The organism is Acidovorax sp. 93 (assembly GCF_003633835.1).
In the GTDB taxonomy this organism is placed as follows: Bacteria; Pseudomonadota; Gammaproteobacteria; order Burkholderiales; family Burkholderiaceae_C; genus Acidovorax; species Acidovorax facilis.
The window spans coordinates 936,398-949,095 of record NZ_RBIT01000001.1 but is presented as its reverse complement, the minus strand read 5'-3'; the positions used below and the strand labels follow the sequence as shown (position 1 = coordinate 949,095).

Here is a 12,698-nt window from a genome sequence, read left to right as displayed (position 1 = left end):
GAGGGAAAAGGACGGAGCAGTGGGGGAAGACACAAATAAAAGCGGAAAGTGGCCCTAGCGCTTTACTATCAAGCGCTAGCAGCTACTAAAAAATGAGCATTGAGTGAGTATTTAGAACGCGACGCTTACCGGCTACGCGCGGCGCGCACACGCTCAAAAACGCCCTGGGCCTCGCTGCCCGCCCCTGCGCTGCCGGGAGCGGCCTGTAGGCTGGCCAGCAGCCGCGCCAGCACGGGCGCCTGGGGCAGCAGCGGCCCCAGGAACAGCGCGCGCTGGCCGTCGGCAATCAGCAGGGTGGGAAAGGTTTCCACGTCCAGGTCGCCAGCCAGATCGGACTCGTCTTCGATGTCCACCCATTCAAAACGCACGTCCGGATGCGCGCGGGCCAGTTCGTCGAACAGGGGGCGGTAGATGCCGCAGGTGCCACACCACGCTGCGCACAGGCACACGGCCCACCAACCACCGGGCGTGGCGGCCGCCGGGCTTGGCGGGGAGGACGGGGGCAATGCGGCGGGGCTGGACATCAAACGGGCTCCTGGGGCTGGCGTGGCGGGAGCCCTGTGAAGACAGCAGGCCCCGCGCTACAAACCACGCCGTTCGCGGGCGCGGTAAACCTCGATGGTACCCACACCCGGCGCCTGGTTGCCCCAGCTGTTGCGCACAAAGGTCGTCACCGCCGCAACGTCCTCGTCGGACAGAAACTGCTGGAACGGTGGCATGCCGTGCGGGCGCGGGTTGCCCGCCGTGGCAGGCAGGTAGCCACCCTGCAGCACCACGCGCACCAGGTTGGTCGGGTCGCTCAGCGTGATGGCGCGGTTGCCCGCCAGCGCCGGGAAGGCGCCGGGTTCGCCCTGGCCTTTGTCGCCATGGCACTGGGCGCAGTGTTGTTCGTACACCTTGCTGCCGCGTGCCATGGCACTGGCTGGTGGGGCGGCTACGGTGGCAGGCACCTTACGATCCTGCTGCGGCAGGCCCTGCAGGTACACGGCCATGGCGCGCGCATCGGCATCGATAAGGTACTGGGTGCTGCGGAACACCACTTCGGCCATGGGGCCCAGCGCCGAGCCGTGCGGGGCCACGCCGGTTTTCAGCAAGGCCACCACGTCTTCGGTTTTCCATTCTTTGACAGCCGCCTCATGCGCAGCATTGAGCGCAGGGGCATACCAGTTCTGCACCGGGATCAGCCCGCCGGTAAAGGCCTTGGCGTCGGTGGTGGCGCCCAATGCGTTGCGCGGCGTGTGGCAGGCGGTGCAATGGCCCAGGCCGTTGACCAGGTAAGCGCCCCGGTTGTATTCAGCCGACTGCGTGGGTTCGGGTTGAGGCGCCCCGGGCGTGAAGAACAGCGCCCGCCAAACACCCAGAGCCGCCTGCGTGTTGTACGGAAAACGCAGCGCGTGGTCGCGGTTGGCTTCAGCGGCGGCGGGCAGGCTGTGCAGGTAGGCAAAGATGGCGTCCGAATCCTCGCGCGTCACCTGTGTGTAGTTGGGGTACGGAAAGGCCGGATACAACAGCCGCCCGTCCTTGCTGAGGCCGTGGTGGATGGCGCGCCAGAACTCGGCCGAGGTCCAGCTGCCAATGCCATGTGCCTTGTCGGGCGTGAGGTTGGAGCTGTGCACCACACCAAACGGCGTCTCGATGCCGCGCCCGCCGGCAAACGGCGCACCGCCCTGCGTGGTGTGGCAGGCCATGCAGTTGCCCACGCGGGCCAGGTACTCGCCGCGCTGAATCAATTCAGGTGTGCTCTGCAGCGTCTCGCCAGCGGGCAGAGGCTCTTCGCCGCGCAAGTTCAGGCTGATCAGCAGTGCTGCCGCAATGCCCAACGCGGCCAGAACGGAAGATATTGTCCAGAGGATGCGTTTCATCGGTGCATCTCTTCTCAACGTGCAGCCGCAGCGGCCACGGGAACTTCGGCCACACCACCGCAGCGCGCGGGCATCGCAGCAGGCAAGGTGCGGGCGGGCTTGCCCCCCGCCGCCACGGGCTGGGCGGCCAACCAGGCCGAGACAGCACTCACATCGTCGGGCGTGAGCTGGCGGGCAATGTCGGCCATGCAGTCGGGCAGATGCGCCCGGCGCTGGCCGGTCTTCCAGGCACCCAGCTGGCTGTTGAGGTAGTCGCGCGGCAGGCCTAGCAGGCCGGGTATGGACGGGGTCACACCCGTCATGGCTGCGCCATGGCAGGCCACGCAGGCGGGGATATTGCGGGCCACATCGCCCCCTTGCACCAGCTTGCGGCCTTGCTCCAGCACAGCGGCGGGCGCTTGTGGTGCGGGCGGCGGCGGGTAAGGCAAGTCCAGCGCTGCAAAGTGCTCGGCCATCTCGCGCAGGTAGTCGTCGGTCAGGTGTTCAATCAGGTAAGTCATCTGCGGGTAGCTGCGCCGCCCGTCCCGAAAGTTGAGCAGTTGGTTGGCCAGGTAGCCCGCCGGTTTGCCCGCAATGCGCGGAAAGTACCCATCTGGCGTGGCCCGGCCCTCTTTGCCGTGGCACGCGGTACAGGCCAGCACGCGCGAGGACATGGACGACACGGGCACCGTGGCCGCAGGGGTAGCAGGGGGCGTGCTGGCGGGCACCGTCTGGGCCGCAGCGCCAGCCGTCAACGCCAGCGCCACCAGGGCAGCCGCGCCGGGTGCAGAAAAAACAGGGCGCAGCAAGCCGCGCAGGCAATCGATCATGGGGATTTTTCCGTGGGGAAACGGTCGGCGGGCACCTACAAGCCGTGCGCTCGGGGCATGCACCAACACAAGCCGACACTCTACGCCCAGCGGCAAAAACAGTACAGATTCAGTTTCCTGTTAAAAATACAGATCAGTTTGACAAGCAGCCAGCCCCACCACCCCAATGAAACGCTACGAACGCCACGCTGACACCATCGCGCAGCTCATCCACAGCGGAGCGCTGCGGCCTGGCGACCGCGTGCCTTCGGTGCGCGAGGCCAGCCGCACGCGGGGCATCAGCCCGTCCACCGTGTTCGAGGCGTACTACCTGCTGGAGGCCCAGGGACTGATCCACGCCCGGCCGCGCTCGGGCTACTACGTCAGCGCCCGGCAACCCACCGCAGGCCAGCGCCCCGCCGAGCCCCTGCCCTCGCAGCCCGCGCACACCTCCACCGGCGTGGCCATCAGCGACCTGGTGTTCGAAGTGCTGGGCCTGGCCCGCGACCGCGACCTGGTGCCGCTGGGCTCGGCCTTCCCGGGGCTGGAGCTGTTTCCGCTGGACCGGCTGGCGCGGTGCCTGGCCAGCGGCATGCGCAAGCTCGACCCCTGGAACATCGTGCAAAGCCTGCCGCCCGGGGACGAGCGCCTGCGCCAGCAGATCGCGCTGCGCTACGGCCTGCACGGCAGCGCGGTGGATGTGGAAGAAATCATCATCACCAACGGCGCGATGGAGGCGCTCAACCTCTGCCTGGAGGCCGTCACCCAGCCCGGCGATGTGGTGGTGGTCGAATCGCCCACCTTCTACGCCGCGCTGCAGGCGCTGGAGCGGCTGAACCTGCAGGCGCTGGAGATCGCCACCCACCCACGCGACGGCATCGACCTGGCTGCGCTGGCCGAGGCGCTGCAGCGCCAGCCGGCCCACCAACCGGTCAAGGCCTGCTGGCTCATGCCCAGCTTTCAAAACCCGCTGGGCAGCCTGATGCCGGAGGACAAAAAACGCGAACTCGTGGCACTGCTCGCCCGCCACCAGATCCCGCTGATCGAGGACGACGTGTATGGCGAACTGCACTTCGGCCCCCAGCGCCCGCCGCCTGCCAAGGCGTTTGATGGCGAGGGACTGGTCATGCACTGCAGCTCGTTCAGCAAAAGCCTGGCGCCCGGCTACCGCGTGGGCTGGGTGGCGGCGGGCCGCTTTGCCACGGCGGTGCAGCGGCTCAAGCTGATGACCACCCTATCAGCCGCCACACCATCGCAGCAGGCGCTGTCCGAATACCTGGCCCAGGGCGGCTACGACCGGCACCTGCGCGCGCTGCGCCGCAGCCTGGAACAGCAGCAGGCGATTGCGCTGGCGGCGGTGGCCCAGCACTTCCCGCGGGGCACGCGCGTGTCGCGGCCCGAGGGGGGTTACTTTTTGTGGGCAGAGCTTCCGCAGGAGGTCGATGCACTGGCGCTGCATCGTCAGGCACTCGCGCAGGGCATCAGCCTGGCGCCCGGGCAGATTTTTTCGGCCGACCGGCGTTTTGCGCACTGCGTGCGCATCAACTACGGGCACCCGGCACATGACCGCCTGCAACCCGCCCTGGAATGCGTGGGCCGTCTGGCCACTGTGCTGGCGGCCGAGGGTGCGCGCACACCCCCTGGTGAGTGCACCAACAGCTCAAATTTATAGAGCGGCCACTGCAGCACAACCTGTCCGGCACAGACACGGGTCTGAGCCGGGGCGAAAACAAAAAAGCACGCTGAGGATGCCCCTCAGCGTGCTTTTCTTTCGATAGCTACCTGCGCTTGACGGATAAGCGCCAGGGCCTGTTTTTATCCATATCCCTCGTCGCTCTCCCTCAGGCGGGGGCATACCCGCTCAGAAGCTCTCCCATTCGTCGTCGTTGCCGCCCTTGGCGGCGGCTGCAGGCGCTGGCGCGCTGGCAACCGGGGGCCTGGTGCTGGCGGCAGGGGCGGCTGCAGGGGTGGCTGCGCTGGCCTTGGGCGCTGCCAGGCTGGCCTGGGGTTTGGCGGGCTTTGCGCTGCCGATCTTGCTGGCGCCTTTGGTCGCGCCTGCACTGCGTTGGGCGGTGAATGCCGGGGCAGCGATGGGCGCTCGGGGTGCCGGTGCGCTGCGCATGGCGTTGGCGTCGAGCTTGAAGACCGCCACGGCGTTGACCAGTTCGCCCGCCTGGGCGTTCAGGGCGCTGGCAGCAGCCGCCATTTCTTCCACCAACGCTGCGTTTTGCTGCGTGGCCTGGTCCATCTGCGTGACGGCTTCTCCCACCTGGCCCACTCCTGCGCTTTGTTCGCTGCTGGCGGCGCTGATCTCTCCCATGATGTCCGTCACTCTGCGGATGGAGGCCACCACTTCGGTCATGGTGGCCCCTGCCTTGTCCACGAGGGCCGTGCCTTGTTCCACGCGCTCTACGCTGGCGGTGATGAGGGCTTTGATTTCCTTGGCGGCTTCTGCGCTGCGCCCTGCCAGGCTGCGCACTTCACCGGCCACCACCGCAAAGCCCCGGCCTTGTTCTCCGGCACGGGCGGCTTCCACGGCGGCGTTCAGGGCCAGGATGTTGGTCTGGAAGGCGATGCCGTCGATCACGCTGATGATGTCGGCGATCTTTCTGCTGCTGTCGTTGATGCCTTTCATGGTCTCGACCACTTCGGCCACCACCTCGCCGCCTTGCACGGCCACGGTGCTGGCGCTCACCGCCAGCTGGTTGGCGGCCCGGGCGTTGTCGGCGTTCTGGCGCACGGTGGAACCCAGCTCTTCCATCGAGGCTGCCGTTTCTTCCAGCGCGCTGGCCTGCTGCTCCGTGCGTGCCGACAGGTCGTTGTTGCCCGAGGCAATCTGTGAGCTCGCCGAGGCAACCCCTTCCGCGTTCTGGCGCACCGAGCCCACGGTGTTCACCAGGCTTTGCTGCATGCGCTGCAAGGCGCCCAGCAGGTGGCCGGTTTCGTCCTTGGAACTCACGGTGATCTGGCCACTGAGATCGCCGCTGGCCACACGGTCGGCAGCCTCCACGGCCTGCGCCAGAGGGCGGGTGATGGAGCGGATGATGGTGATGGCGAGAAAGACGGCAATCGCAATGGCGAGCACGCCAGCGATCAACACATCCCGCTGCAGCGCAGCGGCGGCAGCTTCGGCCCGCTCACCTGCTTTGACCGTGGTCTGGGCCTGAAACTCAACCTGTTCGTCGATCGCAGCCTGGTAGGCCCGCTGTGCCGGGCGGTATTGCTCTTCCAGGAACTTGGTGGCTTCGTCCCTTTGACCTTGTTGGATCATCGTCAGATATTGATCCCTCAACTTCACGAAATCGGCACGCCGCTGCTGCATACGCGCGAGGAGTTCCTTGCCTTTTTCAGAGGTGATCAGCGCATTCAAGGTTTTGTATTGCGCCTCCACGTCCACTGCGGCGGCAGATATCTGGCTTGTTGCCGACTTCACGACGGACTCCGTGGTGAAAATCGCCAGATTACGCACCTGGATGGCTTGCTCATTCACGCCATCAGTGAGTGCGCCCAAAGCCTTGGTAATCGGTATACGAACGTCAATCACGTCCTTCAGCTCTGCGCGCTGGCTCGCAGACTGGATCAGGCTGACCGCCCCCAGCGCGATGAGCAACAACACCATGACGGCAAACGCTACGGTAAGTCGGGTTGATATCTTCAGCTGATTCATCCTGCTTCTCCTCTGGACTGGTGGTGGTTTGAAGGTGGTTTTTTTGGCTGTCACCACCTTATCCGTGAGCGATCTTTGTCACCAGTGCTATTTCGCCGCAGCGCAGCAACTCCGACCTGGGCGCCACAGATCACCCTGCACTCGCCCAGGCATTTATTGACAAAACGCCGCATCCGGTCGGTTCAGTGCGTTCTCCACCCCGCCGCAGCCCCGGCCTGCCCGGTTGGGATTGGAGAGCTAGCTCCAGTCCCAGCCCCGGTGCTCAGGCAAAAAAATGCTACCTTCCACAGCGGCCCTACCGCCGGTGCGCCCTCCGCTTTTGACTGACGATCCGATGCCCCTTTTCAGCAACAAAGAAACCGATCCCAACCACATCCCCGCCCCGGGCCTGCCCCTGCTGGCGCTGGAGCTGCGGGCGCCCTGGGAGTTTGGCGCGGTGCTGCCCGCCTGGCCGGTGCTGCAGCGCGCCCCGCTGGGCGACGGCCACACGGTGATCGTGTTCCCGGGCCTCACGGCAGGTGACGCCACCACCGTGCCGCTGCGCCGCTACCTGGATTCGCGCAACTACGACACCCTGGGCTGGGGCCAGGGCCTGAACCTGGGCCCCCGCGATGGCGTGCTGGAAACCGCCAAGCGCCAGCTGCAGGAGGCAGCCCAAGCCAGTGGCGGCAAGGTGAGCCTGGTGGGCTGGAGCCTGGGCGGCGTCTATGCCCGCGAGCTGGCCAAGGAGATGCCCGACCTGGTGCGCTGTGTGATCACACTGGGCACGCCATTCGCAGGGCACCACACCTCGACCAATGCCTGGCGCATCTACCAGTTCGCCAGCGGCCGCAACATCGAGCGCGAAACCGAGAGCTACAACCTGCCCGAAGCGCCCCCCGTGCCCACCACCAGCATCTACTCGCGCACAGATGGCGTGGTGGCCTGGCGCGGCAGCATCCAGGCCCCGGCGGCGCACAACCCGCACACCGAAAACATCGAAGTGGTGGCCAGCCACTTTGGCATCGGCCTGAACCCCAGCGCCTGGTGGGCCGTGGCCGACCGCCTGGGGCAACCGCATGGGCCGCAAGTGGTGTGGCAGCCTTTTCAGCGCCCCCGGGTTCCGGGCTTGCACCTGGTGTATCCAGATCCCCACCGCTAAGCGACTTGCGCGGGGCTATGCAGCCAGTCCGCCCACAGAAATAGAAAACAGAGAACAAAAAAAGCACGCTGAGGATGCCCCTCAGCGTGCTTTTCTTTCGATAGCTACCTGCGCTTGACGGATAAGCGCCAGGGCCTGTTTTTATCCATATCCCTCGTCGCTCTCCCTCAGGCGGGGGCATACCCGCTCAGAAGCTCTCCCATTCGTCGTCGTTGCCGCCCTTGGCGGCGGCTGCAGGCGCTGGCGCGCTGGCAACCGGGGGCCTGGTGCTGGCGGCAGGGGCGGCTGCAGGGGTGGCTGCGCTGGCCTTGGGCGCTGCCAGGCTGGCCTGGGGTTTGGCGGGCTTTGCGCTGCCGATCTTGCTGGCGCCTTTGGTCGCGCCTGCACTGCGTTGGGCGGTGAATGCCGGGGCAGCGATGGGCGCTCGGGGTGCCGGTGCGCTGCGCATGGCGTTGGCGTCGAGCTTGAAGACCGCCACGGCGTTGACCAGTTCGCCCGCCTGGGCGTTCAGGGCGCTGGCAGCAGCCGCCATTTCTTCCACCAACGCTGCGTTTTGCTGCGTGGCCTGGTCCATCTGCGTGACGGCTTCTCCCACCTGGCCCACTCCTGCGCTTTGTTCGCTGCTGGCGGCGCTGATCTCTCCCATGATGTCCGTCACTCTGCGGATGGAGGCCACCACTTCGGTCATGGTGGCCCCTGCCTTGTCCACGAGGGCCGTGCCTTGTTCCACGCGCTCTACGCTGGCGGTGATGAGGGCTTTGATTTCCTTGGCGGCTTCTGCGCTGCGCCCTGCCAGGCTGCGCACTTCACCGGCCACCACCGCAAAGCCCCGGCCTTGTTCTCCGGCACGGGCGGCTTCCACGGCGGCGTTCAGGGCCAGGATGTTGGTCTGGAAGGCGATGCCGTCGATCACGCTGATGATGTCGGCGATCTTTCTGCTGCTGTCGTTGATGCCTTTCATGGTCTCGACCACTTCGGCCACCACCTCGCCGCCTTGCACGGCCACGGTGCTGGCGCTCACCGCCAGCTGGTTGGCGGCCCGGGCGTTGTCGGCGTTCTGGCGCACGGTGGAACCCAGCTCTTCCATCGAGGCTGCCGTTTCTTCCAGCGCGCTGGCCTGCTGCTCCGTGCGTGCCGACAGGTCGTTGTTGCCCGAGGCAATCTGTGAGCTCGCCGAGGCCACGCCTTCCGCGTTGCTGCGCACGCCGGACACCACGTGCGCCAGGTTGGCACGCATGTCACCGAGCGCGGTGAGCAACTGGCCCATTTCGTCCTTGCCGCCAGGCGGCACCTCGGTGGTGAGGTCGCCCTCGGCAATTGCGCGGGCCGCCCGCACAGCATGGTGGGCCGGCCGGGAGACGGTGCGCGTAATGCCCACACCCAGCAAGGCCGCCAGCACCACACACACCGCCAGGGTGCCCAGCAGCCACAGGCGCGCCGTGGCGAATACTTCACGCCCTTCGGCACTGGCTTGCAGCGCGGCCTCGGAATTGATCTTCTGCAGTTCGCCCAGCGTTTCTGCCGCGGCGACAAAAGCGGCTTCCGACTCGCCCGCATAGAGCATGCCCAGGGCGTCGCCGGTGAGTTCCAGCGTCTCGGCGTTGGTGAAGTCCACGCCCGAGGCGATCTCCAGCAATTTGGCCTGGAGCTTGATGTACTCGGCCTTGCGCTGCTTGTAGGCGGTATAGACCTCGCGCTCCTTGTCCATGTCGATGAGGGCCTCGTACGCAACCTCGACCTTGTCCAGATCCTTGTGGCGCAGGGTTACCTGCTCGGAAAACGCCTTGACTTCCGCCACGCTGCGCGAGGTGACCACCCCCGCTTCGGAGCGCCGCATGCGGTTGAGCAACACGCGCAGCTCCCCCGTTTGCGCCACGCTGGGCAGCAAGTTGGTGGCGATCTGGTCCGCCCCCTGGTGGATGCGGGACATCTGCACCAGCGCCATCACACCCAGCAAGGTGGTGAACAGCACCACCGCCAAAAATCCCGCTCCCAGCTTGACGCCGATGCGCAGATCGGAAACTCTCATGGATCACCCTTCACATTGCGTTTGCCCAAAAGGCACTTCGACGCATGCCAATCTGTATTGCTCAGCACCGCATACTTGTAACCAAATGCAGTCTAGCAGTGCCTGCCGCGCTGCAAAGTGGGCTTTCCCCTTACAGAACAACACCGCGCGGCCAAAAAAAAGCATGCGGGCTTGTGGCTCGCATGCCTTTTTCGGGGACGCTGGAATGCTATTGTATTTGTAGCTACACCTGCTTTACCCAAAAGCCCAGAGGCAATTTGATACCCAATTTTCTTCAGGCGTTCGACTTCTTGAAAGCCTCGATGCCGTCCGTGATTTCCTTCTTGGCGGCGTCAATGCCTTCCCAGCCCAGCACCTTGACCCACTTGCCCTTTTCCAGGTCCTTGTAGTGCTCGAAGAAGTGGGCGATGGCGTTGCGGCGCATGGCATTCACGTCGTCGATGTTCTGCCAGTGGTCGTACATGGGCAACACTTTGGAGGTGGGCACGGCAATGACCTTGCCATCCACACCGGCCTCGTCTTCCATCATCAGGATGCCCAGCGGGCGGCACGGCACGACCACACCGGGGTGCAGCGCGTAGGGGGTGATCACCAGCACGTCCACCGGGTCGCCGTCGCCCGACAGCGTCTGCGGCACGTAGCCGTAGTTGGTGGGGTAATGCATGGCCGTGGTCATGAAACGGTCCACGAAGATCGCGCCCGATTCCTTGTCCACTTCGTACTTGATCGGGTCAGAGTTCATCGGGATCTCGATGACCACGTTGAAGGCTTCGGGGACGTTCTTACCTGGGGGGACGTTGTTGAGGGACATGTCTTTGGAGAGTGGTTTGTTGACGGTAACCCGCGAAGCGGCCGACGCTGACACAGCGCAACGAACCGTCGGGATTAACCCTGATTTTAGGCGCATGCCCCTTTCTGCCCGCTTGCAAACCGGCGTTTGCCTGTAAATTGGGTCTGTTGGCCAATCGACTCCTCCCGCACAACGCACGGGGAGCACGAGGAAGCAACGCAGCGGGGATGCCACCGATGCGTTGGTCCCCCTCCGTGCAACACAACCCTAGGAGAATTGAATGGCTGCAAGTTCAGCACTGACATCCCCTCTCATCCTCGCCCTCGTTTGCGGGCTCATCGCGGTGGCCTACGGCATCTGGGCTCGGGGCTGGATTCTTTCCAAAGACCCGGGCAACGCCCGCATGCAGGAGATCGCCGCCGCCATCCAGGCCGGCGCGGCGGCCTACCTCGCCCGCCAGTACAAGACCATCGCCATCGTGGGCGTGGTGCTGGCCATCCTGATTGGCATCTTTCTGGACATGACGACGGCCGTTGGCTTCGTGCTGGGCGCCTTTCTGTCGGGGGCCTGTGGCTTCATCGGCATGAACGTGTCGGTGCGCGCCAACGTGCGCACCGCGCAGGCGGCCACCCACGGCATTGGCCCAGCGCTGGACGTGGCGTTTCGCGGCGGGGCCATCACCGGCATGCTGGTGGTGGGGCTGGGCCTGTTGGGCGTCACGGGCTTTTACTGGTTCCTGGCGGGCAACGGCAACCTCACACCCACGGCCAACCTGGCCACGCTGCTCAACCCGCTGATCGGCTTTGCGTTCGGCTCGTCGCTGATCTCGATCTTTGCGCGCCTGGGCGGCGGCATCTTCACCAAGGGCGCCGACGTGGGCGCCGATCTGGTGGGCAAGGTGGAGGCCGGCATTCCTGAAGACGACCCGCGCAACCCCGCCGTGATCGCCGACAACGTGGGCGACAACGTGGGTGACTGCGCCGGCATGGCGGCCGACCTGTTCGAGACCTATGCGGTGACGCTGATCGCCACCATGGTGCTGGGCGCGCTGCTGGTGGCCACCGCGCCCGTGAACGCCGTGGTGTACCCGCTGGCGCTGGGGGCCGTGTCCATCATTGCATCCATCATTGGCTGCTTCTTCGTCAAGGCCTCGCCCGGCATGAAGAATGTGATGCCCGCGCTGTACAAGGGCCTGGCGATTGCGGGTGCGCTCTCGCTCGTCGCCTTCTACTTTGTCACCGTCTGGATCATGCCGGACAACTCCATCACCGCCACCGGCAGCCAGATGAAGCTGTTCGGTGCCTGCGCCACCGGGCTGGTGTTGACGGCTGCTCTGGTGTGGATCACCGAGTTCTACACCGGCACGCAGTATTCGCCCGTGCAGCACATCGCGCAGGCGTCCACCACCGGGCACGGCACCAACATCATCGCGGGCCTGGGCGTGTCGATGCGCTCCACCGCCTGGCCCGTGATCTTTGTGTGCCTGGCCATCCTGTCGGCCTACCAGCTGGCGGGCCTGTACGGCATTGCGGTGGCGGCCATGTCGATGCTCTCCATGGCGGGCATCGTGGTGGCGCTGGACGCCTATGGCCCCATCACCGACAACGCAGGCGGCATTGCCGAAATGGCCGAGCTGCCCAGCAGCGTGCGCGACATCACCGACCCGCTGGACGCCGTGGGCAACACCACCAAGGCCGTGACCAAGGGCTACGCCATCGGCTCGGCGGGCCTGGCCGCGCTGGTGCTGTTTGCCGACTACACGCACAAGCTGGAGAGCTACGGCAAGGCCATCACGTTTGACCTGTCCGACCCGTTGGTCATCATCGGCCTGTTCATCGGCGGGTTGATCCCCTACCTGTTCGGCGCCATGGCGATGGAGGCCGTGGGCCGCGCGGCTGGCGCCGTGGTGGTGGAGGTGCGCAGACAGTTCCGCGATATTCCCGGGATCATGGAGGGCACCGCCAAGCCTGAATACGGCAAGGCGGTGGACATGCTGACCACCGCCGCCATAAAGGAGATGGTGATCCCCAGCCTGCTGCCTGTGGTGGTGCCCATCGTGGTGGGCCTGCTGCTGGGGCCCAAGGCGCTGGGCGGTTTGCTCATGGGCACCATCGTCACCGGCCTCTTCGTTGCCATCAGCATGTGCACGGGCGGCGGCGCATGGGACAACGCCAAGAAGTACATCGAGGACGGCCACCATGGCGGCAAGGGCAGCGAGGCCCACAAGGCCGCAGTGACCGGGGACACCGTGGGCGACCCCTACAAGGACACGGCCGGCCCGGCCATCAACCCGCTGATCAAGATCATCAACATCGTGGCGCTGCTCATCGTGCCGCTGGTGGTCAAGTTTCATGGTGGGTGAAGCCACAGCCCCGGTCTGACAAGCCGGGAATCCAGGTAAACAAGGGGCCGCGGGCCCCT

General features: G+C 65.7%; 9 protein-coding genes. 3 read left to right on the top strand and 6 right to left on the bottom strand.

Annotated elements, in window-relative coordinates; all coding sequences use genetic code 11:
• Positions 1-125: 125 nt before the first annotated feature.
• The 3 genes from C8C93_RS04275 to C8C93_RS04265 are packed head-to-tail and all read right to left on the bottom strand — an operon-like array spanning position 126 to position 2,671.
• The gene (locus C8C93_RS04275; RefSeq protein ID WP_121506022.1) at positions 126-524 is read right to left on the bottom strand and encodes a thioredoxin family protein; all 399 of its coding nucleotides are present in this window, start codon (positions 522-524) and stop codon (positions 126-128) included.
• A 57-nt stretch (positions 525-581) separates the two neighbouring features.
• On the bottom strand, positions 582-1,862 hold the full coding sequence (locus tag C8C93_RS04270; protein ID WP_121506021.1) for a c-type cytochrome: 1,281 nt from the start codon (positions 1,860-1,862) through the stop codon (positions 582-584).
• Positions 1,863-1,876: 14 nt separating this feature from the next.
• On the bottom strand, positions 1,877-2,671 hold the full coding sequence (locus C8C93_RS04265; RefSeq protein WP_121506020.1) for a c-type cytochrome: 795 nt from the start codon (positions 2,669-2,671) through the stop codon (positions 1,877-1,879).
• 166 nt (positions 2,672-2,837) lie between these two features.
• On the opposite strand from C8C93_RS04265, the gene C8C93_RS04260 reads away from it, so the two are divergent.
• On the top strand, positions 2,838-4,322 hold the full coding sequence (locus tag C8C93_RS04260) for a PLP-dependent aminotransferase family protein (RefSeq protein ID WP_121506019.1): 1,485 nt from the start codon (positions 2,838-2,840) through the stop codon (positions 4,320-4,322).
• A 189-nt stretch (positions 4,323-4,511) separates the two neighbouring features.
• On the opposite strand, the gene C8C93_RS04255 is transcribed toward C8C93_RS04260, so the two are convergent.
• Positions 4,512-6,317 carry a methyl-accepting chemotaxis protein gene (locus C8C93_RS04255; protein ID WP_121506018.1) on the bottom strand — a complete coding sequence of 602 codons (1,806 nt, stop codon included), beginning with the start codon at positions 6,315-6,317 and terminating at the stop codon, positions 4,512-4,514.
• A 334-nt stretch (positions 6,318-6,651) separates the two neighbouring features.
• Here C8C93_RS04255 and C8C93_RS04250 point away from each other — a divergent pair, with 334 nt between their 5' ends.
• Positions 6,652-7,458 carry a triacylglycerol lipase gene (locus tag C8C93_RS04250; RefSeq protein ID WP_055398168.1) on the top strand — a complete coding sequence of 269 codons (807 nt, stop codon included), beginning with the start codon at positions 6,652-6,654 and terminating at the stop codon, positions 7,456-7,458.
• 187 nt (positions 7,459-7,645) lie between these two features.
• On the opposite strand, the gene C8C93_RS04245 is transcribed toward C8C93_RS04250, so the two are convergent.
• The gene (locus C8C93_RS04245; RefSeq protein ID WP_055398169.1) at positions 7,646-9,487 is read right to left on the bottom strand and encodes a methyl-accepting chemotaxis protein; all 1,842 of its coding nucleotides are present in this window, start codon (positions 9,485-9,487) and stop codon (positions 7,646-7,648) included.
• A gap of 274 nt (positions 9,488-9,761) precedes the next feature.
• Positions 9,762-10,298, bottom strand: a complete 537-nt coding sequence (ppa, locus tag C8C93_RS04240) for an inorganic diphosphatase (RefSeq protein WP_055398170.1) — start codon at positions 10,296-10,298, stop codon at positions 9,762-9,764.
• A 259-nt stretch (positions 10,299-10,557) separates the two neighbouring features.
• Here ppa and C8C93_RS04235 point away from each other — a divergent pair, with 259 nt between their 5' ends.
• On the top strand, positions 10,558-12,639 hold the full coding sequence (locus tag C8C93_RS04235) for a sodium-translocating pyrophosphatase (RefSeq protein ID WP_121420493.1): 2,082 nt from the start codon (positions 10,558-10,560) through the stop codon (positions 12,637-12,639).
• Positions 12,640-12,698 lie beyond the last annotated feature (59 nt).

Coding starts and splice junctions, on each gene's coding strand:
- C8C93_RS04260 (WP_121506019.1), top strand. CDS start 2,838: ATGAAACGCTACGAACGCCACGCTGACACCATCGCGCAGCTCATCCAC.
- C8C93_RS04245 (WP_055398169.1), bottom strand. CDS start 9,487: ATGAGAGTTTCCGATCTGCGCATCGGCGTCAAGCTGGGAGCGGGATTT.
- C8C93_RS04255 (WP_121506018.1), bottom strand. CDS start 6,317: ATGAATCAGCTGAAGATATCAACCCGACTTACCGTAGCGTTTGCCGTC.
- ppa (WP_055398170.1), bottom strand. CDS start 10,298: ATGTCCCTCAACAACGTCCCCCCAGGTAAGAACGTCCCCGAAGCCTTC.
- C8C93_RS04265 (WP_121506020.1), bottom strand. CDS start 2,671: ATGATCGATTGCCTGCGCGGCTTGCTGCGCCCTGTTTTTTCTGCACCC.
- C8C93_RS04270 (WP_121506021.1), bottom strand. CDS start 1,862: ATGAAACGCATCCTCTGGACAATATCTTCCGTTCTGGCCGCGTTGGGC.
- C8C93_RS04250 (WP_055398168.1), top strand. CDS start 6,652: ATGCCCCTTTTCAGCAACAAAGAAACCGATCCCAACCACATCCCCGCC.
- C8C93_RS04235 (WP_121420493.1), top strand. CDS start 10,558: ATGGCTGCAAGTTCAGCACTGACATCCCCTCTCATCCTCGCCCTCGTT.
- C8C93_RS04275 (WP_121506022.1), bottom strand. CDS start 524: ATGTCCAGCCCCGCCGCATTGCCCCCGTCCTCCCCGCCAAGCCCGGCG.